The sequence below is a fragment of the Pseudomonas sp. XP1 genome, from assembly GCF_053557675.1.
Genome location: NZ_JBNRIJ010000035.1, coordinates 1 through 21,787 on the forward strand (window position 1 = coordinate 1; position 21,787 = coordinate 21,787).

Consider the following 21,787-nt stretch of genomic DNA (forward strand, 5'->3'; position numbering starts at 1 on the left):
GTCGCGAAAGGGCTGCAAGGCAGCCCCAGGGGTTCAGCGCAAAGACATATATTGCTGGGGCTGCTTTGCAGCCCTTTCGCGACACAAGGCCGCTCCCACAATTGACCGCGTTCATCAACCCGACGAAGTGAACGCATCCCAGGCTGGCAAGATCGAGACCGCCAAAGTCATAATTGTTAATAGTTAAGTCCCAGGAGGTCTCATGCAAGATCTACGTCAGTTGCGCTACTTCGTAGCCGTCGCCGAATGCGAGAACGTCGGCCGGGCCGCCGAGCAGCTGCATATTTCCCAATCCCCCCTCAGCCGACAGATTGCTCAGCTGGAGGACAACCTTGGCCTGGCCCTGTTCGAACGGCGCAACCAGCGCCTGTACCTGACCAGGGACGGGCGCACCTTCCTGGCCGAAGCGCGTGGCCTGCTCAAGCATGCCGAGCGCCTGGAATCGCTGGGCAAGCGCCTGGGCCGTGGTGAGGAAGGCGGGCTGTGCATCGGTTACGTCAACCATGCCATCCATGCCGGCGTGCTGCCGGGCGCTGTGCGGGCGATTCGTGGCGAGCGTCCGAACATTCACATTGCGCTGTACAACATGACCCCCAACGAACAGTTCGAAGGCCTGCGTCAGCGCAGCCTGGACATTGCCCTGGTTTGCGAGCCGCCGCCAAAGAATGACCCCGACCTGAGCGGCCAGCCGGTGCTGGACGACCCATTGCTGCTCGCCATCCCGGCCACGCACCCGCTGGCCAGCAGGGCCGAGCTGACCCCCGCCGATCTGCACGAACAGGACTGGATCATCACCGGCGGCCAGCCCGACCAGGGCCACAAGCGTGACGATTTCATCGCCCGCTGTGGCGATGCCGGCTTCACCCCACGCCTGTCGCTGGAGGCCAACGACCCGCTGAGCGTGCTAGGCCTGGTGTCCGCCGGCCTGGGGCTGGCCATGGTGCAAAGCAGCCTGTCGGCCAGTGCCGGGCCGACCGTGGTGCTGCGCCAGCTGGACTGGTTCCAGCCCAGCGAGCAGTTGTGGGCGGTCTGGCACCAGGTCGATTTGAGGCCGATCGTGGGCATTTTCCGCGAGCGCGTACTGGCATTGGCCGAGCAAGGGTTTGATAAGTCAATCCAGGTCTGAACTCAGTCGAATTGCGTCTTTTACAGTCTTACTGCGCTTCACTAGGATGGCTCCTATCGATGCAACTCACCCCACAGGAGCCATTCCATGAACATCGACCTCGGCGGACGCACCGCCATCATCAGCGGCTCGACCGGCGGTATTGGCCTGGCTATCGCCCGCGGCCTGGCCCGCGCCAACGCTGACGTAGTCATTGCCGGCCGCAGCCAGAAGTCGCTGGATGCCGCCCTGGCCGAACTGCGCGAACAAGGCGGCCGTGGGCAGATCCACGGCGTGGTTGCCGACCTGGGCACCGCCGCCGGTGCCGAAACCCTGTTCGCCGCCCACCCACGGGCCGACATCCTGGTCAACAACCTGGGCATCTACGACGATGTCGACTTCTTCGAAGTGGCCGACAGCGAGTGGACGCGGTTCTACGACACCAACGTGCTGAGCGGCGTGCGCCTGGCCCGCCTCTATGCCCCGGGCATGGTGGAGAACGGTTGGGGGCGGATCCTGTTCATCTCCTCGGAGTCGGGCATCGCCATCCCTGCCGACATGATCAACTACGGCGTCACCAAGGCTGCCAACCTGGCGGTATCCCATGGCCTGGCCAAGCGCCTGGCTGGCACCGGGGTAACCGTGAACGCAGTGCTGCCCGGCCCCACACTGACCGACGGCGTGGCCGCGCTGGTGGCTGATGCAGCCCAGGCGTCCGGGCGCAGCATTCGTGAAGAAGCCGACAACTTCGTGCGCACCGCACGGCCGAGCTCGATCATCCAGCGTGCCGCCGATGTCGACGAAGTCGCCCACCTGGCGGTGTACCTGGCCTCCCCTTACTCGTCCGCCACCACCGGTGCAGCGCTGCGGGTCGACGGTGGTGTGGTCGACAGCCTGGCTATCTGAGTTCAACCTGGGGGCTGCTCTGCAGCCCATCGCGACACAAGGCCGCTCCTACAGGGGAACGCGTAACCCTTGTAGGAGCGGCCTTGTGTCGCGATGGGCCGCAAAGCGGCCCCAGACTTTTGCCCTGAAATCAAAACACCTTGCCCTCACCGCACCTGTTTCCCCCGCCCGATCCCCGCTAGCCTGCCGCCCACACCCGTCTCGAGAGGACCCGCACCATGCCAACCGATCATCAAGCCTGGGCCTGGACCCCGAACGCCGGCCTCGATGGCCTGCAACTGCTGCGTAAACCCCTGCCACAACCCGGCCCCGGCGAGGTGCTGGTGGCCAACCGTGCCATTGCCCTCAACCCGGTGGACTGGAAAATCTGCGAATGGGGCCACCCTGCCTGGCAGCAAGGCACGGTCCCGGGTGTGGATGGCGCCGGTGTGGTAGTCGCCGTTGGCGCAGGCGTCGACCTGCCGTTGGGCAGCCGCGTTGCCTACCACCAGTCGCTGGCGCGGGACGGCAGCTTTGCCCAGCACTGCCTGCTCGATGCCAGCCTGGTGATGCATATCCCCAGTGCGCTCGGCGACACCGCCGCGGCCGCTGTGCCCTGCCCCGCCCTGACCGCCTGGCAGGCCTTGGCCAAGGTACCCGAAGGTGCCAGCCGCGACGTGCTGGTGATCGGCGCCGGTGGCGCAGTGGGCTTCTACCTCGCACAACTGGCCGCGCAGCGTGGCCTGCGCGTGTGGGCCAGTGCCGGCCGACGCCACCACGCCACGCTCAAGGCCCTTGGTGTGAGCGGGGTGTTCGACTACCACGACGCCGATTGGCAGAACCAACTGCAGGCCGCCCTGGGCGAGCGCCCGCTGCATGCCCTGTTCGACACCGTCAGCGGCGCCCATGCCGGCAGCCTTGCTCACCTGCTCGGTTACAACGGCCACCTGGTGTGCATCCAGGACCGCCAGGAAACCGCGCCAACGCCGGCCTTCGGCACGGCGATCTCGCTGCATGAAGTGGCGCTCAACAGCATTCATGCCCATGGCCAATTGGCTGACCGCCAAGCCCTGCGCGTAGCTGGTGAACGCCTGTTGCAGGCCGTCGCCGATGGCAGCCTGATCGCGCCACAACGCCGCGAGTTCGCTTTCTCGGCATTGCCCCAGGCTCTGCGGCAGTTGAAAGAGGGCCAAGGCGCAGGCAAATGGGTGACGCGCCTCGACTGAACGCCCTGTGCGAAAACTTGGATCCCATTCTGCTACAAGGTATGCTGGGCAATAGCTAAACGCCACTGCTCAGGCAGGCCTCGTGCCTGTCTTCAAGGACGAGCCCTTTGCCCAGCCACCCTACCCGTCACACCATCGCCCGCCAGTGGCAACTGCTCAAGCTGCTGCCCGGCCGTCACCCAGGGATGAGTTCCACCCAGTTGCAGGCCGCCCTGACAGCCGTGGGCCATATCACCAGCAAACGCACCGTCGAACGCGACCTGGTGGAGCTTGCGGCGCTGTTCCCGGTGCAGTGCAACAGCAAAGGCATGCCCTACGGCTGGTACTGGCAACCGGGCCTGAACCTGCGTGAAGCGCAGCAGTTGCAACCTGATGCGCTCACCCCCTCGGAACAGGTCGTGCTGCACGCGTGGGTCGATGATGCCCTGGCCCGGCGCCTGGAAGCGTCGCCACTGTCGGCAGACATGCAACTGACGCTGCAAGCGGACGGTGGCGCCACCCTGCTAGCCACCGTCGACGACAACCGCGCGTTGATGGGCTGGCTACTTTCCCAGGCCGGCTCGATCTGCGTGCAGGCGCCCCAGGCACTGCGCCAGGCCATGCTCGAGCAGTTGCGCCAGAGCCTGGCGCTGCACGAGGATGGTTGTTGACCGGCAAGCAAAAGTCATTGTCCCCCGGGCCGCTTTTTCCCACAGGTGGCCCTGCGCAGAATCAGCTCCTGACAACGCCTCACTATCAGGAGTACCCGATGAAACGCTTCAAGCCCCTGCTGCTTGCCGTCGCCCTGGCGTCCACTGCCCAGGCCACCCTGGCCGCCGACTGGCAGACCTCGCCCTACGGCAAACAGGATGAAATCGGCGCCGCCAACCTGCTCACCCCCGACGTGGTCAAACAGGCGGTTGGCCTGGTCAAGACCGGCAAGACCTACCCGCTGGCCGTACCGGTTAGCAAAGACCTGCCAGCCTTCCGCCACCGCAGCTTCCACCTGTACAACATCCAGCCTGGCGAGCAGGCCGGCCAGACCCTGGGCCGCAACAAGTTCAGCTTCAACGATGAATTGGTCAACGGCTGGACCGGCGTCGGCACCCAGCTCAACGGCATCGGCCACATCGGTATCGACAATGTCTACTACAACGGCAACAAAGCTGCCGACTTCGTCACTGTCGAAGGCGTGACCAAGCTGGGCGTGGAAAAAGTACCACCCATGGTCACCCGCGGCGTGGTGCTGGACATGACCGCTCACTACGGCAAGGCCATCGTGCCGGGCGGCACCTCGTTCACCGTCGACGACATCAAGGCCGTACTGAAGAAGCAAGGCATTACCCTGCGCAAGGGTGACGTGGTGCTGTTCAACACCGGTTGGCTGGAACTGATCGGCAAGGACAACCAGCAGTTCCTCGCCACCGAACCGGGCATCGACCTGCCGGCGGCCGAGTGGCTGGCGGACCAGGGTATTGTTGCCTTTGGTGGCGATACCTGGGCGTCGGAGGTGTACCCGAACCCGACCGGTGAAGAGTTCCCGGTCAACCAGTTCATGCTTGCCAAGCGCGGCATCTACAACCTGGAACTGATCGACACCCGCGCGCTGGTGAAGGACAAGGCGTTCGAGTTCCTGTTCGTGCTGGGCCAGCCGCTGTACAAGGGCTCGACCCAGGTGAACATCAACCCCGTGGCGATTCACTGATCGATTTCGATCCTGGGGCTGCTTTGCAGCCCCATCTTCAGAACGTACCGGGGAACGCCCCGCCATCGATCAACAGGTTTTGCCCAGTGATGTACCCGGCATGTGCACTGCACAGGAACGCGCAGTAAGCGCCGAACTCGCCGGCATTGCCAAAGCGCGCCGCCGGGATGGCCTTGCGCCGCGCCTGGGTGGTGGCTTCCACATCCCCACCTGCCGCCTTCAAGGTCTTCTGCAGGCGCGCTGTGTCGAACGCCCCAGGCAGCAGATTATTCAGCGTGACGTTGCTGCCCGCCAGGCGCTGCTGACGTGCCAGGCCGGCGATGAAGCCGGTCAGGCCACTGCGTGCACCATTGGACAAACCAAGAATATCGATCGGCGCCTTCACCGCACCGGAGGTGATGTTCACCACCCGGCCGAACCCGCGCTCGGCCATGCCATCGACCACCGCCTTGATCAGCTCGATGGGGGTAAGCATGTTGGCGTCCAGTGCCTTCAGCCAGTCCTCGCGGCCCCAGTCACGGAAGTCGCCCGGCGGCGGGCCACCGGCATTGTTGACCAGGATATCCACCTGCGGGCAGGCTGCCAGCAGCGCCTGGCGCACCTCGGCGTCGGCGACATCACCCGCCACGGTGCGCACCTCGATGCCCGGGCAGGCCGCGCGCAACTCGGCGGCGGTCTGCTCCAGGGTGGCCTGGGTACGGGCATTGATGACCAGGTTGACGCCTTCCTTGCCCAACGCCTCGGCGCAGCCTTTGCCCAGGCCCTGGCTGGCCGCGCAGACGATGGCCCAGCGGCCGGTAATGCCTAGATCCATTGGGTTGCTCCTTGATGCAATGCAGTTACAGGGTCACTGGATCGGCGAAAACGCGGCAGGCATCAACAGCTTCGATTCCATCCGCACCAGCATCGGGAAGGCCACGGGGATGAAGCGCTCCAGCCAGTCCGCATCGCGGTACAGGGCGGCGCGGCGCTCGATGCGGTCGTCAAGGCTCTCGTAGGCCCAGATGTGCACCACCTGGTTCAGTTCGCCAATCTCGGTGTACCACCAGCCCACCAGCTTGGCGTAGCGCGAGATCACCGGCAAGCCTTCCTTTTCGAAGTGCTCCAGGTATTGCTTCATCTTGCCGATGTGCAGGGTGTAGGTACGCATTTCATAGAACATGGTCGTGGTTCCGCCAAAGGTTCAGAGGTTGCCGTGGTAGGCGTCGGTGATCAGGCGCTCGACATCGCGTGCGGTGGTCAGGCGTGGGTTGACCAGCACGTTGCCGCTGCGCATCGAGTCGCTGACCATTTGCGGCAGGAACTCCAGGTCCACGCCGAGTTCACGGATGGTCGCGGGAATGCCGATGGCCTGGTTCAGGGCCACCACCGCGTCCACCGTGCGTGCCGCGGCCTGTTCCACGTTGAGCCCGGTCACATCGGCGCCCAGTGCAATGGCGATGTCACGGAAGCGCTCCGGGCAGGCCGGCAGGTTGAACTTGATCACGTAAGGCAGCAGGGCGGCGTTGGCGATGCCATGGGGGATGTTGAACACCCCGCCGAAGGTGTGGGAAATGGCATGCACGTTGCCCAGCTTGGATTGCGAGAACGCCACCCCGGCCAGGAACGAACCCAGCAGCATCTGTTCGCGGGCGGCCATGTCGGTGCCGACGAAGTAGGTTTTTTCCAGGCTGCCGGCAATCATGCGAATGGCCTGCAGGGCCATGGCCTGGCTGATCGGGTTGGCCTGGCGCGACACATACGACTCGATGGCATGGGTCAGGGCATCCATGCCGGTGGCAGCGGTGATGGCCGCAGGCAGCTTCAGGGTCAGTGCCGGGTCGAGGATGGCCAGGCGCGGGAACAGCCGCGGGCTGACGATCACCGTCTTGAACAGCGTGCGCTTGTTGGTGAACACGGTCGACGCCGTGCATTCGCTGCCGGTACCGGAGGTGGTCGGGATGGCGAAGATCGGCAGCGGCGGCTGGGGCAGTTTGTCGTAGCCCTCGTAGTCGAGGATGTTGCCAGGGTTGGTGGCCATCGCCGCCACGCCCTTGGCGGTGTCGATGCTGCTGCCGCCGCCCACGCCGATCACGGCGGTGCAGTTGCGCGCTTTGAGCAGCGCCACGGCAGCGTCGAGCACGTCGGTGCTGGGGTTGGCTTCAACGGCAGAGAACAGCTGGTAGTCGATGCCCGCCTGCTCCAGCGAGGCAAAGAAGCCGGCCAGAATGCCAGCGTCGATCAGGCCCTGGTCGGTGACCACCAACAGGGTACCGTCCACGTACGGCTTGAGCAGCGCACCGGCCTGGTCGGCCAGGCCCGCGCCACATTTGGCAATGGTGGGGAAATGGAACTGGAATTGGCTCATGAGGGGTCCTCAGGCAACTGCGTTGTTCTTGTAGTGCCCGCCGTGACGCTGGCGGGCCGTGCCGGGGCAATCTAGAGCGCGGGCCAGGGCCGCCGATAATGAAAAGAGCTGATCCGCCAATAACCGCTGCTTATCCCCTGCCCGGGTAATAAGCAGGCGTTATTGGCGGATCAGCTCTTTTCATTACCTGCAATGCCGGCAGCGCTCCAACAATCGGCCTGCGTAGTTGCTACGCCTCCCGATAATCACAACAACGAGCTCCTGCGATGAAGACCATCCCCTCCCCGGCCGACCTGGCGCTGCCCGCTGCGGCCCCGATGACCACGGTGCGCTGGCGCATCTTCCTGATCCTGTTGCTGCTGACCGCAATCAACTACATCGACCGCGCCTCGCTGTCGGTTGCGCTGCCGCTGATCGCCCCCGAATTCAACCTGACGCCGGCCATGGAAGGGCTGATGCTCAGTGCGTTCTTCTGGTCCTATGCCTTGATGCAAATCCCTGGCGGCATGCTGCTGGACCGCTTCCACACCCGCGGCATCATTGGCGCGGCAACCGTGGCCTGGGGCCTGTTCCAGGCACTGGGCGCGGCCTCGCACAACTGGCTGGTACTGCTGCTGACACGCATCGGCCTGGGCGTGGCCGAGTCGCCGATCATGCCCGCCGGGGCCAAGCTCAATGGCGCCTGGCTGACGCCTAACGAACGTGGCCGTGGCGCGGTGCTGGTGGATGGCGGCGCACCGCTGGGCAGCGCCCTGGGTGCGATCCTGATTTCCGGGCTGATTGCCTGGCTGGGCTCGTGGCGATGGGCCTTCGTGGTGGCCGGGGTCGGCACCGTATTGGCCGGCATTCTGGCGTGGAAGTACATCCGCAACCACCCCAGCGAGCACCCGGGGGTGAACGAGGCCGAGCTGCGCCACATCACCGAAGGCAACGCCAGCGCCCATGCCGCGGCAGCCAAGGCCAGCCTGCCGCTGCGCGAATTGCTCAAGGACCGTTCGATCTTTGCCATGTTCGCCGGCTACAGCTGCATCCTGGCAGTGTTCTATGGCCTGCTGACCTGGATGCCGAGCTACCTGCACAAGGCCCACGGCCTGAACATCTCGGCCATGGGCGGGGCGACCTTCCTGATCTTCATGTGCGGGTTTGTCGGCGAACTGATCGGTGGCTGGATCGGTGACCGCTGGCGGGCCAGCGGTGCCTCGCCGAACCTGGTGATGCGCACCCTGTTCAGCGGCTCGGCGCTGGTGGCGGCGCTGTGCATCCTGGCGGCAGCCTATGTGGGCGAGACCGTCGCGGTGATCAGCCTGCTGTGCGTGGCGATGTTCTTCATCCGTTGGTGCGGGATGTACTGGTGCCTGCCGGCGATCATCGGCGGGCCGTCGCGCACCGGCGTGCTGGGTGGCACCATGAATTTCTGCGGCAACATGGCCGGGGTGCTGGTGCCGATCGTGATCGGGCTGATCGTACAGTTCACCGGGGACTACTTCTTTGCGCTGATCTTCTTTGTGGCGGCTGCGGTGTTGATTGCGGTGTTTTCCAGCTTGATCGATTACCGCGAGCGGCAGTTCTGAGATACAGCCGGTTGGGGCTGCTTTGCAGCCCATCGCCGGCAAGCCGGCTCCCACACCGGTCGAGCTGCTTTCAAGGTTTTTGCAGTACCTGTGGGAGCTGGCTTGCCGGCGATAAGGCCAGGACAGGCAGCGCGAGACAATTGCTCCAACAGGGAGCCGCAACAGGGCTCAACCGGCCTTAAGCTCCTCCACCAGCAACCGCGCCGCCGGCGACAGCGGCGCTGCTACTCGGTGCACGATCCCGAACGGCTCGCTCAGCGCCCGCAGTTGCACTGCCAGCGACACCAGCAACCCGCGCTGCTCGGCAAAGGCCGCCACGGCGCTGGGGATCACCGCCACCAGCGTCGGGTCGTCTTCCAGCAGCATGAAGGTGGCGAAGGTGGAGAAGGTTTCCAGCGGGTAGCGTGGCACCTCCACCCCCGCCTCGCTCAATTCACGCTCCAGCGCCTGGCGCATGGGCATGTTGGCCGGGTAGACGATCCAACGGTACTGGCTCAGGTCGCCAACTTCCAGCGCCGCCGCCCCGGCCAGCGGGTGCTGCGGGTGCGCGACCACCGCCAGCGGCTCCTGGGCCAGTTCGACAAAGGCGTAGTCCGCCGCATTGCGGCCCAACCCTGGCCGGCAGATGGCCAGGTCCAGGCGCCCTTCATCAAGCTGGGCCAGCAGGTTGGCACTGGTGTTCTCGGCGATCTCCACCGCCAGTTGCGGCTGCTTGCGGCGCAACCGCCCGAGGGCTCCGACCAGGGTCGGCATGGCACCCATGATGCTACCCACCGCCAGCCGCCCACCCTGGCCCTGGACAATGCCCAGCACCTCCTCGCGCAAATGCCCCAGGTCGCTGTGGATCAAGCGCGCATAACGCACCACGCAACGGCCTACGTCATTGGCCACCAGGCCGCTGGGCAGGCGCTGGAACAACGGCACACCCAGCACCTCCTCCACCTCGCGCAAGGCCTTGGTAGCCCCGGGCTGGGAAATCGCCATGGCCTCCGCCGCCTTGTGCAGGGAGCCGCAACGGTCCAGTTCGATGAGCAGGCGCAACTGACGCAGGCGCAGGCGGGAAAAAATGGAATCCAGGGAGGGGATCATCGGGCAGGCTCGGCATGGGTCTTGTAATGCCGAGCACTATAGAGGGTTGTCAACGGGCGATTGTTGAGTTTGCGGCAAATGACCTTTGCCCTGAAGACACGCCCGGCAAGCTCACGCCACGCGGCGGCGCGACAGGCAGGCATACCCCAGGCCCAGCACGCTGGCCGCCAATACGCCCAGCAACACCATCAGCTCGCGGCTGTAACGGGCCACCCAGGCCGGGAAACCGATGACTTCGCGGTACACCTGGATGTCAGCCTTGCCATCGGCGTGACTGATGCTGACCCCGCCCTGACGGATCTGCGAGTAGTCCGCATCGAAATACACCCATACCTTGCACGCGCCACCCGGCTCGATGACGGGGATGTCCGCTTGCATGGTGGAGGTTTCCAGGATGGTGTCATTGCCAGCTGCATCGCGCACCTGCACCAGGCCTTTCGCCGGCAGGCGGATTTTCACCTGGCGCACCTGCGCATCACCGCTGTTGCGCAGCTCGATGAGCAGGCCGGTACGGTGGTCGACCAGCCCGGCCTCGAAGGGCTTGGCGAACAGTTGGGCATACGGCGCCTGGGCCATTTCGATCAGCCGCTCGACCTGATCGTGGCTCAGCCCACCCTCGCTGATGGAATTGATACGCCCCTGCAACTGCTCGTACTTGAGCTGCTCGCTGGCCTTGCTGATGCGTTCGCTGAACTGGCTGGGATAGGTGAGGTAGGCATAGGTCAGCGATGCCTCCAGGCGCGGGTTGCCCCTGAGCACCCCATAGGCGGCCAGCAGGACCATCAGGCCAAGCAGCACGGCTACGAGGAGTTTCCCCACCTTGTCCCAGCTCAATGCGAACTTCCTTCTGTCGTGATACAGACGATTCAAACCGACCAAGGGTGCCAAGTTCAAGGCCCCCAGGCAAGCCTGACTAAGGCTCCTGCTCGCCCCCCCGAGCCTGGCGCAACTGCTGCAACTGGCCGTCGATCAGCGCCTTGGCCATGCCTGCCAGGTAATACGTGGCCTGCATCATCGCCTTGCGGTCACCGGGCCGGTCGATGGCTTTGCGGGTGAGTTCGGTAATGCAGCCCATGATGCTCGAGGCCTCCATCAGCGCCGTACGCATTGGCAGCTGCGCGTTCATCTGCACCAGTTCGGCGCCGCCGTTGCCAAAACGGCCCGCTGCACGCACGACATTGAGGTTGCTGCTTTCTTTCGGAGTGTCTTTGTCCATGTCCATTCCTCGGGGTTACGAGCGTGCCGAGACTAGGGCGCTGCCTGCCCCGCCACAATAACCTTGGGGGTGGAAAGGCTTACTTTCAGAAATGGACTACAAGAACCCTACAAAGGGGATGCTCCGTCACCACTCAGGCTCTTGACCGGCAACCCGGCAGTGACGGACGATCGGTGTCCCCCCACAAGGATGAACACCATGCTACGGATACTGGGTAGAGCCTCCTCCATCAATGTACGAAAAGTTCTGTGGGCGTGCGCCGAGTTCGAGGTCCCGTTCGAGCGCGAAGACTGGGGGGCGGGCTTCAAGCCCACGGACAGCGCCGAGTTCCTTGCGTTGAACCCCAATGCCATGATCCCGGTGATCCAGGATGGCGACTTCACCCTGTGGGAATCCAACAGCATCATCCGCTACCTGGCCACGCGTTATGGCGCCACCGGGTTCTACCCGGGCGAGGCGCAGGCGCGGGCCAGGATCGACCAGTGGATCGACTGGCAGGCCTCGGACCTCAACCGTTCGTGGAGCTACGCGTTCATGTCGCTGGTCAGGCACTCGCCCGCCCACCAGGACCCACAGGCCCTGGCCGCCGGCTGCGCGGACTGGGCGCGCTACATGCGCATTCTCGACCGCCAGCTGGCAAACACCGGTGCCTACGTGGCTGGTAGCCAGTTCACCTTAGCGGACATCCCCATTGGCCTGTCGGTCAACCGCTGGTTCGAAACGCCATTCGAGCACCCGCACCTGCCGGCAGTGCGCGATTATTACGAGCGGCTTAGCGAGCGCCCGGCCTATCATCTGCATGGCCGTAACGGTACGCCGTGACGGGCAAAACTGCGGGGCTGCCTGGCAGCCCCCGAAGTCTCCACCTGTTAAACAGCAACCTGACTCGCCGCAGCCCCCGCCCGCCCCCGCCAGGCGAACAGCAGCACCATCACCAGGCCCAAAGCCGCCATCGCCGCACCCGCCAGGGAAACCGCCGAATACCCCAGCCCGGCGTTGATCACTGCCCCACCCAGCGCCGCACCAATTGCATTCCCCAGGTTGAACGCCCCGATGTTCACCGCCGACGCCAGGTTGGGCGCATCCTTGGCCGCCTCCATCACCCGCATCTGCAGTGGCGGCACCAGGGCAAAGCTGGCAGCGCCCCACACCAGGACCGCCAACGCAGTCGCCAGCGGCCAGTCCATCACCAGCGGGAACACCAGCAACACCGCAATCAGCACGGCCAGCGACAGCATCAGGGTACGGTCGATCGAACGGTCCGCCGCCTTGCCGCCCCACACGTTACCCAAGGTCAGGCCGACACCGAACAACACCAGCATGGCCGTGACGAAGGTGGTGGACGCTGCCGCCTCACTCTGCAGGATCGGCGCGATGTAGGTGAATACCGTGAACATCGCACTGGAGCCCACCACAGTCAGCAGCAATGCCGCCAGCACCGGCCCGCGGCCCAGCACGCGGATTTCGGCCATGGCCCCGCCGCCCTTGGGCGACGGCACGTTGGGCAGTGCGTACCAGAGGGTGGTCATTGCTACCAGGCCGAGCCCGGCGATGCCCCAGAATGCCGTGCGCCACCCCAGCATTTCACCGAACCAGGTCGCCAGCGGCACACCGCCGATGGTGGCAAGGGTCAACCCCATGAACATGGCGGCCACGGCCCCGGCGCGCTTCTCGGGCGGCACCACGCTGGCCGCGACGATCGAGCCGATGCCGAAGAACGCACCGTGGTTCAGCGAGGTGACCACGCGGGCAACCAGCAGGCTGGCGTAGTCGCTGGCCAAGGCCGACATCAGGTTGCCGAGGGTGAAGATGGCCATCAGCCCGATCAGCAGGTAACGCCGCGGGATCTTCACCGTGGCCAGGGTCATCAGCGGCGCACCGATCAGCACACCGATCGCATAGGCACTGACCAACAACCCGGCAGCGGGGATGGAGACGCCAAGGTCGGTGGCGATGCTGGGCAGCATGCCCATGGGGGCGAACTCGGTGACCCCGATGCCGAAGGCACCGATGGCGAGTGCGACAAGAGGTGGATTGATACGCATGGCAAGCTCCTTATCTGTGCTGCAAATGCTACGATCCGAAGCCAAGCCGCACTAGACTGCATTTTTGCGAACCACCTTTGCTGAAGAGGCACAAATGGACTTCAGTGGAAGATCCGGCGAGATGGAAATATTTACCAAGGTGGCCCAGGAGGGCAGCCTGTCCGCCGCCGCCCGGGCACTGGGCCTGACACCTTCGGCGGTGAGCCGCATCCTGGCGCGCACCGAACAGCGCCTGGGCACCCGCCTGCTGCTGCGCACCACCCGAGCGATCACCCTCACGCCCGAGGGCGAAGCGTACCTGCGCGGTGCACGGCGGGTGCTGGCCGACATGCTCGAAGTGGAAGAGGCCATCACCGACCAGGGCGTGCCACGCGGGCGCTTGCGGGTCAGCGCAGCGCTGGGCCATGGCCGCTTGACCGTGGTACCGCTGCTGGCAGCGTTCAGCGCGCGCTACCCGCAGGTGCTGGTCGACCTTACCCTCAGCGACGAAGTGGCCGACATTCTCGGCGGCCAGGCCGACGTGGCGCTGCGCTTCGGCCACCTGGCGGACAGTTCGTTGAGCGCTCGTGCCATTGGCGAAACCGGCCAGGTGATCGTCGCCTCGCCCGAGTACCTGGCGCGCTGCGGTACGCCGCTTGTGCCAGAGGACCTGGCCCGGCACAACTGCCTGCGCTTCAACTTCCGCCGCGCCGCGCCCGACTGGCCGTTCCGCCGCGACGGGCAGGTCTTTTCATTGAAGGTGACGGGCAACATCGAATGCAGCAGCGGCGAGGCCCTGGCGCAGTTGGCCAGGCTCGGCGCCGGCGTGGCGCGCATCGGTACCTTTACCGTGGCCGACGACCTGGCCAACGGGCAGCTGGTGCCGTTGCTGGAGGCGTACAACCCGGGTGATCGCGAGCCGATCCATGCGGTGTTCGTCGGCGGCCCGGCGATGCCGGCGCGGGTGCGGGTGTTCGTGGATTTTCTGGTAGAACAACTGTCAGGCCGGAGCTGTCGCGCAGAGAACTGAATTCGCAAACGGTACGCGTACCCTGTGGGAGCGGCTTTGCCGCGAAGAATCCAACACAGTGTATGGCACCGGCTGCGCCGGTGTTCGCGGCTAAAGCCGCTCCCACAGGGGCCCTGCTAATTCAGTGAGTCCTGTGCAGTTCCATGAAAGCGGCATCCGCGAATCAGGCAGTACAATGCCGCATTCTTACGTTAGCCCCGCAAAGGACCGCCCATGCTTTACGTCGTCATGCTCGGAGGCCGCCACCCCGGCGCCAAGATCGAAGTTCACGATGTGGTGTTCGCCCTGGCCGACACCTTCGAACAGGCCTACCCGCAGTTGCGCCAGGCCTGGTTCGGCAGCCCGAAAGGTTTGCACATCGATTCGTGGCTGGAGGTGCATGGTGTCGACGGCCAGCGCATCGAACTGCGCCCGCACGCCCCCGCCCGCGGTGCGCTGCGCCTGTACTTCATCAACCTCGGTGGTTATGAACGCGAAGTGTTCGGCGAGGCCCACCGCTACCTGCTGGTCACCGCCCACAACAAGACCGAGGCCAAGGCCCTGGGCAAGCAACGCATGCAGGCGGACTGGCTGAAGCCGCATACCGATGCCTTGCTGGCTGTCGACGACTGCCTGGCGATCGACCAGGTAGCAGGCCAGTTCGTGCACCTGGTCGAAGGCGCACACGAGCCGGTGGTGGTGCGTAACGACTACATCCTGATCTGACGCCAACAGCGCCGCTAAGCGCGCGGTACACTTGCCTTCAGCTCACGCTCAGGAGTTGCTTCATGCCCTACCCCATCGAACAGAAACTGGTCATCGGCGTTGCTTCGAGTGCGCTGTTCGACCTCACCGTCTCGGACGACATCTACCAGACCCAGGGCGTCGAGGCTTACCGCCAGCACCAGCAGCAGAACCTGGACGAACCCTTCCCCAAAGGCGTGGCGTTCCCGTTCATCCGCCGCTTCCTGAGCATCAATCAGGCCTTCCCCGAGCAGTTGCCGGTGGAGGTGGTGCTGCTATCGCGCAACTCGCCGGAAACCGGCCTGCGGGTGTTTCGCTCGATCAGCCACTACCAGCTGGACATCACCCGCGCGGCGTTCATGTCGGGCCGCTCGCCCTACGAGTACATACCGGCGTTCAATGCCTCGCTGTTCCTCAGCGCCAACGAGGAAGATGTGCAGAAAGCCATCGACGCCAACTACCCGGCCGGGCGGGTGCTGCCGACACGCATCTACGATGACGAGATCGACACCGAACTGCGGGTGGCCTTCGACTTTGACGGGGTGATTGCCGATGACGAGGCCGAGCGCGTGTACAAGCGCGACGACAACCTGGACGATTTTCAGGAGCATGAACGCGTGCGCAAGGGCATCCCGCATTCGCCGGGGCCGTTGGCCGACCTGTACCGCAAGCTTTCGCTGATTCGCATGCTCGAGGACCGCACGTTGGCCGAAGACCCGGCGTACAAGCGCATCTTGCGGATTGCCATCGTGACGGCGCGCAATGCCCCTTCGCACGAGCGGGTAGTGACAACGTTGAAAGACTGGGGCGTTTCGCCGGACGAGTGCTTCTTTCTGGGCGGGATGGAAAAACCCAGGGTGCTGTCGATACTGAAGCCGCATGTGTTCTTTGATGACCAGCGCAGCCATTTGCAATCGCCGGCGGGGGATTTGCCGATGGTGCATGTACCGTTCGGGGTGGCGAATCGCGAGCGTTCGGCGGCGGACTCTGCGTTCGACGTACCCCACAGGTACAGCGTTGCTCCCGAGGTTGTCGCTGAACCTGTGGGAGCGGCCTTGTGTCGCGAAAGGGCCGCAAGGCGGCCCCAGGATTGACGCGCAACAGTTGAATTTGCCGGTGGCCTGCGAACCGGGGCCGCTGGTGAGTTCTTCTGGTACGCGCCTGGTGGCCGACGGCTGGATCGGCGAAGACCTGGAGGCAATCGACACCCTGCTGGTCGCCGGCACACCGCAGGCTGCCGAGCAATACCTGCGCCCCGGCATTCTCGACTGGCTGCGGCAACGCGCGGGCGCTTGCCGGCGTTACGGCTCGGTGTGCACGGGGGCGTTTGCACTGGCGGCTGCCGGGCTGCTGGATGACCGGCGTGTGACCACCCATTGGGCCGTGGCGCAGCCGCTGGCCGAGCGTTATCCGCGGGTGCAGGTGGATGCCGATGCCATTCAGGTGCATGACGGCAACCTGCGTACCGCTGCGGGGGTAACGGCCGGGCTGGACCTGGCACTGGCCCTGGTGGAGGAAGACCTGGGGCGAGATATTGCCAAGCTGGTTGCGGGGCACCTGGTCATGTACTTCAAGCGGCCTGGGGGGCAACTGCAGTTCAGCCGGCAAGGTGGGACATCACCGGTTGGGCGTTCGGCATTGCAGGGGTTGCAGCGTTACGTGGCCGCCAACCCTGCACTGGACCACGGGGTTGCCAGCCTGGCTGCGCGGGTTGGGCTGAGCCCGAGGCATTTTGCGCGGGTGTTTCAGGGTGATGTGGGGATGACCCCGGCCGCGTGGGTGGAGCTGGCGCGGGTGAATGCTGCGCGGGCGCGGCTGGAGGCTGGGCGAGAGGCACCGAAGCAGGTGGCGGCGCTGTGTGGGTTTGCCAATGCGGATACGTTGCGGCGGGCGTTCGTGAAGCATGTGGGGGTTACGCCGGCGGAGTATCGCAAGCGGTTTGGGCGGTCGGGGTGAGCTGAACCGAGGTGTGTGCGCTCGCGCCGGGTACGCTTTTGCGTCCCGGCCGAGGCTGTGCGCTCCATCGCAAGGTCAGCTTAGCGAGGGCCACCGCCCTGATGACCGCCAAAGCCACCGCCCCCACCGTGGCCACCGCCATGACCACCACCCGGCGGCATGAACATCCAGCAGCCTGACAAGGCCGATACCAGCGCCGCAACCAGGGCTGCGCGGAAAAGGTGTTTCGACTTCATTGCAACGCTCCACAAGGCTAGATCTGCTGCCGGCCGTTGGCCGGTTCGGCAGCGCGCGGATTCTAGAGCTGCGGAGTGATGGCACGGGGAAACTTTGCATATCTTTACAGTCGCACTGGCAATCAGGGAGGACCGTTGCCTGTGGTTGCGGCTTGCATGCCCTTAAAGCAGGCTAGCCCATCCGCCAATCATCGCCCGGCATGATACGCCGCATGAACTCATCGAACAGCGGCACCGTGAACGCCGTATCACAGGCCAGCCCCCACCAGCGTGACCTGCAACTGGCCTTGGGCACAGCGATGCAAAGCGGTGATCAACGCGGCCAACTGGTTTTCGGAACGAATCTCTCTTGATTCGGCAATGTCAGCAAAAGCGAGCCCCTGTGCACAGCACTTTTCTTGAGACACGACGCTGTCGCCACTAGCACTTCGAGGCTGTTGCTGGACACCTTTCACAACCAGAAGCAACAGTGAACCTTTGTGGCAGCAGTGGCTCAGTTGTGCAAAGCGCGCTTACCACTCCGACAAGGGATTGCCATGAGATCTGCCCCGTCCACCGCCCCTCCCCAGGTTCGCATCGAACGTGAACTGAGCCCGCGGGCGGTGCTCACCGGCGTAGTGCTGGGCGTTCTGCTGACACCCTCGAATGTGTACGCGGGCCTTCGGATCGGCTGGTCGTTCAACATGTCGATCATCGCCTTGCTGGTCGGCTTCACCCTGTGGCAGGGCCTGGCAGGGCGCAGCAACGGCCGGCCCGCATGGACGTTGCACGAAAGCAACATCAACCAGACCGTGGCCTCGGCCGCCGCGTCCATCGTTTCTGGCGGGCTGGTCGCACCGATCCCCGCCTATACCCTGCTCACCGGTCACCAACTCGACCCGCTGCCGATGATGGCCTGGGTGTTCTCCGTGAGCTTCCTGGGCATCTGGATCGCCTGGTATCTGCGCCCCGCCCTGCTCGATGACCATGGCCTGAAGTTCCCCGAGGGCATGGCGACCCTGGAGACATTGCAGCAGATCTACCGCCACGGCCACGAAGCCATGATGCGGATAAAGGTACTGTGCAGCGCCGCGTTGCTGTCGGGGCTGGTGAAGTGGATTGACGGGTTCGTCTGGGCGATACCGCGCTGGGCACCCTCGCCAGTGCTCGAGCGCCTGACATTCACGCTCGATCCTTCGCTGATGCTGGTCGGCTTCGGCGGCATCATCGGCATCCGGGTGGGCCTTACGCTGCTGTTCGGCGCCGCGCTGGCGTGGGGCGGGCTGGCACCTTGGCTGGTCGACCATGCCTTGGTGGTGCTGGTCCCGAACGCCAGCCGCCCGCAGTTCGCCGCCCTGGTGGAATGGCTGTTGTGGCCGGGCGTCAGCCTGATGGTATGCGCAACCCTGACTTCATTGTTGGCCCGCCTGTTGCAAATGCCCCGGAAAAGGCTCGCCGAAGCGCAGGCAAGCCGGGTAGCGCACGCCCGTGGGCGGTTTTCCCTGGCGCCTGCCTGCGGGCTCCTATTGTCCATTGCGCTGGTGGTGGCGCTTCAGGCGTTGCTGTTCGCCATCGACTGGTGGATGGCGCTGCTGAGCATTCCCTTGGCGATCTGCCTTGCGGTGGTCGCCGCGCGCGTGGTCGGCGCCACCGGTATTGCGCCGATCGGCGCCATCGGCAAGCTGTCGCAGCTGAGCTTTGGCCTGGTTGCACCAGGCCAGGTGGCCATCAACCTGATGAGCGCCAACACCGCCGGTGGCGCGGCCGGGCAAGCCACCGACCTGATGAACGACTTCAAGGTTGGCCAAGCGATCGGCGCCACGCCGCACAAGCAACTGATTGCACAGTGCCTGGGCATCCTTATCGGCAGCGTGGTCGGCGTGCTGGTGTACCTGTTGCTGATTCCCGACCCGCAGACCCTGCTGCTCACCGAGCAATGGCCCGCACCAGCCGTGGCTACCTGGAAAGCCGTGGCCCAGACCCTGATGCAAGGGCTGGGGGCGCTGGCGCCAGAGCTGCGCTGGGCAATTTTGGCCGGCAGCGCGGCTGGCGTACTGCTGGGCGCGCTGGACAGCCTGCTGCCGCAGCGGGTGGCGCGTTGGCTGCCGAGTACCGGCGCGCTGGGCCTGGCGTTCATACTGCCGGCATCGATCAGCATGATGATGGGGCTCGGCGCGGTGGTTACCTGGCTGGTCGGTTGCCGCTGGCCGAGCGTTACAGAGCGGTTTGCAATCACGGCCGCAGCGGGGCTGATCGCCGGGGAAAGCATCACCGGGGTGGCGGCATCGTTCTGGGAGATGGTGCGGATGCTGTAGCGGTTGGCATCGCGCGGCTATGCCGCAGCCACGTTCTGACCAGTGGCCACCCGGACACGCAGCAGCGGCCGCGTCGCTCTGCTATACCTCATTGCCTGGCTCACCCCAACGAGGATGGATTCTCATGGAGCCACTGTGCACCACGCACCCGGGCGACGAGGACGGCGTGCCTGGCCGTTCACCTGCCATGCAGGCATTGCAAGCCCTGCTGCGGCGGGTGGCGCAGAGCGACCGGCCGGTGCTGATCTTTGGCCCGACGGGAGCCGGCAAGGAAGTCATCGCCCAGCAACTGCACCGCCTGAGCGCGCCGGGCAAACCGTTCATCGACCTCAACTGCGGGGCGATCCCCGAGCAATTGCTCGAGTCCGAGCTGTTTGGCCATGCCCGCGGCGCGTTCACCGGCGCGGTTGGCGAGCGCATGGGCCATCTGCAGATGGCTGGGGCGGGGACTTTGTTCCTCGACGAGATCGGCGAACTGCCCCTGGCCCTGCAGCCGAAGCTGCTGCGGGTGCTGGAAACCGGGCAGTACCGGCCGCTCGGCAGCAGCGAGAGCCGGCACTTCCGCGGCAGGGTGGTGGCGGCCACCCACCGTGACCTTAAGCGCCTGGTGGCCGAGGAGCGCTTTCGCGAAGACCTGTACTACCGCTTGTCGGTGTTCGAGCTCGAACTGCCGGGGCTGAACGAGCGGCGGGAGGACATCCCGGACCTGATCGAGCACTTCTGCCGTCAGCAACGGCGACCGCTGCACTTCGATGCAGCAGCGCTGGAGCTGCTGTGCCAGCGGGACTGGCCCGGCAATGTGCGCGAACTGCGCAATTCGATCGATCGCATCGGCACCCTGGCCCCGTCACCACTGGTTGACCGGGAAACCCTCGAGCAGTTGCTGGCACCGCCCTCGCCCGCCTCTGCGCTTGCCGTAGAGCTGGCCGAAGCGCTGCTCGGGCTTGAGGGGCCGGACAAGCTGGCGGCGGTGGAAACACTGCTGATCGAGCATGCGCTGAACCGCTGCAACGGCAACAAGAGTGCTGCGGCGCAGCTGTTGGGGGTCAATCGCAAGGTGATCGAGCGGCGGGTCCGGTTGCGCCAGGACTTGCGCCTGACCGTGGAACGCTACCTGGCCGAAGGCCGCAAGCTGATCGACGGGGCCGACTTCCGCGGCGCCCTGGGCCCTTTGCAGAAAGGCCTGGAAGTAGCCGAGCGGGTCTACGAGGGCAAGGAACTGTGGCGTTTGCAATTTGAGTTGCACCGGTTACTGGGGGTTAGCTTTCGCAGTATCGAGGGCTGGTTGAGCATCACCAGCCTGGCCAGCTACCGGGACGCCCAGGCCTTGGCCGCGCGCCAAGGCCAGGCGCAAGAGATGGCGTCGGTGTCGTTCGGGCTGTGGACCACCCTGTTGATGGGCCTGGAACTGGCAGAGGCCCGCGCTACGGCGCAACAGATGCTGCAGCAGGCGCAGATAGCCGGTGGCGAGGCACTGCGCATCGAGGCCCACCTGGCCATGGCCAACACCCTGTTCTGGCTCGGCGATTTCGAGGAAAGCCTGGCCTGCCTGACGCGCGGCAGGCTGCTGGAGGACGACCAGGCCAGTTGGCCATCGAACCAAGGGCTGGACCTGGTGGGCCTGGCCCGCACTTTCGAAGGCCTGGCCGCCTTCGAGCTGGGCCTGTTCAGCCAGGCGCGCCAGGCGCTGGCACGCTTGCAGTCCCGCGCCGAGCAGGCGGTCGACAACCCCTTCAACCGCGCGGTCGCCCTGCAGGGCGCGGCCTGGCTCGCCGCAGTGCTGGGCGAGCGCGATGCACTCGGGCGCCAGGCCCGCGAACTGGAGCTGCTCAGTGCGCGCCACGAATTCTCCTTCTACCGGGGCGTGGGCATGATCCTGCGCGGCTATCACCAGGGCATATCGGGTGAGTACGAAGCCGGTGAACAGGCCATTGCCGAAGGCTACCAGCAGCATGTACTGCGTAACGGCGGCCTTCTGTTTCATGGCTTCCAGGCCTGGAAGCGCGGCGAAGTGCTGTTGCTGGGCGGGCGGGCAGAAGCCTGCCTGGAGCTGGTGGATGTCGCCCTCGACCTGGCCCAGGACCATCAGGAGCGCGCCTACCTGTGCGAACTGATGCTGTTACGTGGCCGGGCGCTGCTGGCGCTTGGCGACGACCGCGAAGCCGAGGCGACCCTGCGCGTCGCCTTGTCCACCGCGCTGACCCTCGGCGTGGTGCCGGCGCGGCTGCACGCCGCCTTGGAATTGGCCCGGTTGCTCGAACGCAGCGAACGTGGCGCCCAGGTGCAGTCGATCCTGGTGCGTGCGCTTCGCGGTCTCGACCCGCAACTGGACTACCCGCCCGCCAGCAAGGTGCGTAGCTGGCTGGCACGTTTGTCGAGCTGATCCCCTCAACCGGAAAGC

General features: G+C 65.2%; 21 protein-coding genes. 13 read left to right on the plus strand and 8 right to left on the minus strand.

What is annotated here, in order from left to right; genetic code table 11:
• Positions 1–202 precede the first annotated feature (202 nt).
• The 5 genes from ACK1U9_RS21850 to ACK1U9_RS21870 all read left to right on the plus strand — a co-directional run bounded on the left by ACK1U9_RS21850 (position 203) and on the right by ACK1U9_RS21870 (position 4,900).
• Positions 203–1,126 (plus strand): LysR substrate-binding domain-containing protein, encoded by a 924-nt coding sequence (locus ACK1U9_RS21850; protein ID WP_153670561.1) that lies wholly within the window; start codon positions 203–205, stop codon positions 1,124–1,126.
• 87 nt (positions 1,127–1,213) lie between these two features.
• Positions 1,214–2,011, plus strand: a complete 798-nt coding sequence (locus ACK1U9_RS21855) for an SDR family NAD(P)-dependent oxidoreductase (RefSeq protein WP_046614021.1) — start codon at positions 1,214–1,216, stop codon at positions 2,009–2,011.
• A 218-nt stretch (positions 2,012–2,229) separates the two neighbouring features.
• Positions 2,230–3,216, plus strand: coding sequence for a zinc-binding dehydrogenase (locus ACK1U9_RS21860; protein ID WP_085601310.1), 987 nt, complete (start codon positions 2,230–2,232; stop codon positions 3,214–3,216).
• 107 nt (positions 3,217–3,323) lie between these two features.
• Positions 3,324–3,866, plus strand: a complete 543-nt coding sequence (locus tag ACK1U9_RS21865; RefSeq protein WP_046614023.1) for a WYL domain-containing protein — start codon at positions 3,324–3,326, stop codon at positions 3,864–3,866.
• Positions 3,867–3,964: 98 nt separating this feature from the next.
• The gene (locus ACK1U9_RS21870) at positions 3,965–4,900 is read left to right on the plus strand and encodes a cyclase family protein (protein ID WP_449110180.1); all 936 of its coding nucleotides are present in this window, start codon (positions 3,965–3,967) and stop codon (positions 4,898–4,900) included.
• A 37-nt stretch (positions 4,901–4,937) separates the two neighbouring features.
• On the opposite strand, the gene ACK1U9_RS21875 is transcribed toward ACK1U9_RS21870, so the two are convergent.
• Genes ACK1U9_RS21875 through ACK1U9_RS21885 form a run of 3 tightly spaced genes read right to left on the minus strand, consistent with a single transcriptional unit; the run spans position 4,938 to position 7,247 of the window.
• Entirely contained in the window at positions 4,938–5,714 is a 777-nt protein-coding gene (locus tag ACK1U9_RS21875) for an SDR family oxidoreductase (protein WP_153670559.1), read from the minus strand.
• A gap of 33 nt (positions 5,715–5,747) precedes the next feature.
• Entirely contained in the window at positions 5,748–6,062 is a 315-nt protein-coding gene (locus ACK1U9_RS21880) for an NIPSNAP family protein (protein ID WP_013972037.1), read from the minus strand.
• 21 nt (positions 6,063–6,083) lie between these two features.
• On the minus strand, positions 6,084–7,247 hold the full coding sequence (locus ACK1U9_RS21885; RefSeq protein WP_284384916.1) for an iron-containing alcohol dehydrogenase: 1,164 nt from the start codon (positions 7,245–7,247) through the stop codon (positions 6,084–6,086).
• A gap of 266 nt (positions 7,248–7,513) precedes the next feature.
• Between ACK1U9_RS21885 and ACK1U9_RS21890 the strand changes: the two genes are divergently transcribed.
• A complete protein-coding gene (locus ACK1U9_RS21890) occupies positions 7,514–8,818 on the plus strand; it encodes an MFS transporter (protein ID WP_108481895.1) in 1,305 nt (434 codons plus the stop codon).
• Positions 8,819–8,986: 168 nt separating this feature from the next.
• On the opposite strand, the gene ACK1U9_RS21895 is transcribed toward ACK1U9_RS21890, so the two are convergent.
• The 3 genes from ACK1U9_RS21895 to ACK1U9_RS21905 all read right to left on the minus strand — a co-directional run bounded on the left by ACK1U9_RS21895 (position 8,987) and on the right by ACK1U9_RS21905 (position 11,123).
• Positions 8,987–9,907, minus strand: a complete 921-nt coding sequence (locus ACK1U9_RS21895; protein WP_085601304.1) for a LysR family transcriptional regulator — start codon at positions 9,905–9,907, stop codon at positions 8,987–8,989.
• A gap of 111 nt (positions 9,908–10,018) precedes the next feature.
• A complete protein-coding gene (locus ACK1U9_RS21900) occupies positions 10,019–10,741 on the minus strand; it encodes a hypothetical protein (RefSeq protein WP_108481894.1) in 723 nt (240 codons plus the stop codon).
• Positions 10,742–10,820: 79 nt separating this feature from the next.
• Positions 10,821–11,123 carry a DUF3077 domain-containing protein gene (locus ACK1U9_RS21905; RefSeq protein ID WP_025338583.1) on the minus strand — a complete coding sequence of 101 codons (303 nt, stop codon included), beginning with the start codon at positions 11,121–11,123 and terminating at the stop codon, positions 10,821–10,823.
• Positions 11,124–11,321: 198 nt separating this feature from the next.
• Between ACK1U9_RS21905 and ACK1U9_RS21910 the strand changes: the two genes are divergently transcribed.
• Entirely contained in the window at positions 11,322–11,945 is a 624-nt protein-coding gene (locus ACK1U9_RS21910; RefSeq protein ID WP_046614031.1) for a glutathione S-transferase family protein, read from the plus strand.
• Positions 11,946–11,992: 47 nt separating this feature from the next.
• On the opposite strand, the gene ACK1U9_RS21915 is transcribed toward ACK1U9_RS21910, so the two are convergent.
• Positions 11,993–13,168: an MFS transporter gene (locus ACK1U9_RS21915; RefSeq protein ID WP_046614032.1), complete on the minus strand. Its 1,176-nt coding sequence runs from the start codon at positions 13,166–13,168 to the stop codon at positions 11,993–11,995.
• A gap of 94 nt (positions 13,169–13,262) precedes the next feature.
• Here ACK1U9_RS21915 and ACK1U9_RS21920 point away from each other — a divergent pair, with 94 nt between their 5' ends.
• The 4 genes from ACK1U9_RS21920 (at position 13,263) to ACK1U9_RS21935 (ending at position 16,856) form a co-directional block, all read left to right on the plus strand.
• A complete protein-coding gene (locus ACK1U9_RS21920; RefSeq protein WP_108481541.1) occupies positions 13,263–14,177 on the plus strand; it encodes a LysR substrate-binding domain-containing protein in 915 nt (304 codons plus the stop codon).
• A 213-nt stretch (positions 14,178–14,390) separates the two neighbouring features.
• Positions 14,391–14,882: a DUF1543 domain-containing protein gene (locus tag ACK1U9_RS21925; RefSeq protein ID WP_046614034.1), complete on the plus strand. Its 492-nt coding sequence runs from the start codon at positions 14,391–14,393 to the stop codon at positions 14,880–14,882.
• A 62-nt stretch (positions 14,883–14,944) separates the two neighbouring features.
• Entirely contained in the window at positions 14,945–15,994 is a 1,050-nt protein-coding gene (locus tag ACK1U9_RS21930) for a 5'-nucleotidase (protein WP_258229944.1), read from the plus strand.
• A gap of 22 nt (positions 15,995–16,016) precedes the next feature.
• Positions 16,017–16,856, plus strand: a complete 840-nt coding sequence (locus tag ACK1U9_RS21935) for a GlxA family transcriptional regulator (RefSeq protein WP_258229945.1) — start codon at positions 16,017–16,019, stop codon at positions 16,854–16,856.
• An 80-nt stretch (positions 16,857–16,936) separates the two neighbouring features.
• Here the strand turns inward: ACK1U9_RS21935 and ACK1U9_RS21940 are convergent, their stop codons facing one another.
• The gene (locus tag ACK1U9_RS21940; protein WP_173015084.1) at positions 16,937–17,092 is read right to left on the minus strand and encodes a hypothetical protein; all 156 of its coding nucleotides are present in this window, start codon (positions 17,090–17,092) and stop codon (positions 16,937–16,939) included.
• Between the two features lie 536 nt (positions 17,093–17,628).
• Here ACK1U9_RS21940 and ACK1U9_RS21945 point away from each other — a divergent pair.
• Both ACK1U9_RS21945 and ACK1U9_RS21950 read left to right on the plus strand, forming a co-directional pair.
• Positions 17,629–19,386: an OPT family oligopeptide transporter gene (locus ACK1U9_RS21945; RefSeq protein WP_449110181.1), complete on the plus strand. Its 1,758-nt coding sequence runs from the start codon at positions 17,629–17,631 to the stop codon at positions 19,384–19,386.
• A gap of 124 nt (positions 19,387–19,510) precedes the next feature.
• Complete coding sequence (locus ACK1U9_RS21950) at positions 19,511–21,769, plus strand: sigma 54-interacting transcriptional regulator (protein ID WP_449110182.1); 2,259 nt, start codon at positions 19,511–19,513, stop codon at positions 21,767–21,769.
• The last annotated feature ends 18 nt before the right edge of the window (positions 21,770–21,787 follow it).

Coding starts and splice junctions, on each gene's coding strand:
- ACK1U9_RS21895 (WP_085601304.1), bottom strand. CDS start 9,907: ATGATCCCCTCCCTGGATTCCATTTTTTCCCGCCTGCGCCTGCGTCAG.
- ACK1U9_RS21910 (WP_046614031.1), top strand. CDS start 11,322: ATGCTACGGATACTGGGTAGAGCCTCCTCCATCAATGTACGAAAAGTT.
- ACK1U9_RS21850 (WP_153670561.1), top strand. CDS start 203: ATGCAAGATCTACGTCAGTTGCGCTACTTCGTAGCCGTCGCCGAATGC.
- ACK1U9_RS21885 (WP_284384916.1), bottom strand. CDS start 7,247: ATGAGCCAATTCCAGTTCCATTTCCCCACCATTGCCAAATGTGGCGCG.
- ACK1U9_RS21940 (WP_173015084.1), bottom strand. CDS start 17,092: ATGAAGTCGAAACACCTTTTCCGCGCAGCCCTGGTTGCGGCGCTGGTA.
- ACK1U9_RS21930 (WP_258229944.1), top strand. CDS start 14,945: ATGCCCTACCCCATCGAACAGAAACTGGTCATCGGCGTTGCTTCGAGT.
- ACK1U9_RS21890 (WP_108481895.1), top strand. CDS start 7,514: ATGAAGACCATCCCCTCCCCGGCCGACCTGGCGCTGCCCGCTGCGGCC.
- ACK1U9_RS21915 (WP_046614032.1), bottom strand. CDS start 13,168: ATGCGTATCAATCCACCTCTTGTCGCACTCGCCATCGGTGCCTTCGGC.
- ACK1U9_RS21950 (WP_449110182.1), top strand. CDS start 19,511: ATGGAGCCACTGTGCACCACGCACCCGGGCGACGAGGACGGCGTGCCT.
- ACK1U9_RS21925 (WP_046614034.1), top strand. CDS start 14,391: ATGCTTTACGTCGTCATGCTCGGAGGCCGCCACCCCGGCGCCAAGATC.
- ACK1U9_RS21920 (WP_108481541.1), top strand. CDS start 13,263: ATGGACTTCAGTGGAAGATCCGGCGAGATGGAAATATTTACCAAGGTG.
- ACK1U9_RS21880 (WP_013972037.1), bottom strand. CDS start 6,062: ATGTTCTATGAAATGCGTACCTACACCCTGCACATCGGCAAGATGAAG.
- ACK1U9_RS21875 (WP_153670559.1), bottom strand. CDS start 5,714: ATGGATCTAGGCATTACCGGCCGCTGGGCCATCGTCTGCGCGGCCAGC.
- ACK1U9_RS21855 (WP_046614021.1), top strand. CDS start 1,214: ATGAACATCGACCTCGGCGGACGCACCGCCATCATCAGCGGCTCGACC.
- ACK1U9_RS21905 (WP_025338583.1), bottom strand. CDS start 11,123: ATGGACAAAGACACTCCGAAAGAAAGCAGCAACCTCAATGTCGTGCGT.
- ACK1U9_RS21945 (WP_449110181.1), top strand. CDS start 17,629: ATGAGATCTGCCCCGTCCACCGCCCCTCCCCAGGTTCGCATCGAACGT.
- ACK1U9_RS21870 (WP_449110180.1), top strand. CDS start 3,965: ATGAAACGCTTCAAGCCCCTGCTGCTTGCCGTCGCCCTGGCGTCCACT.
- ACK1U9_RS21860 (WP_085601310.1), top strand. CDS start 2,230: ATGCCAACCGATCATCAAGCCTGGGCCTGGACCCCGAACGCCGGCCTC.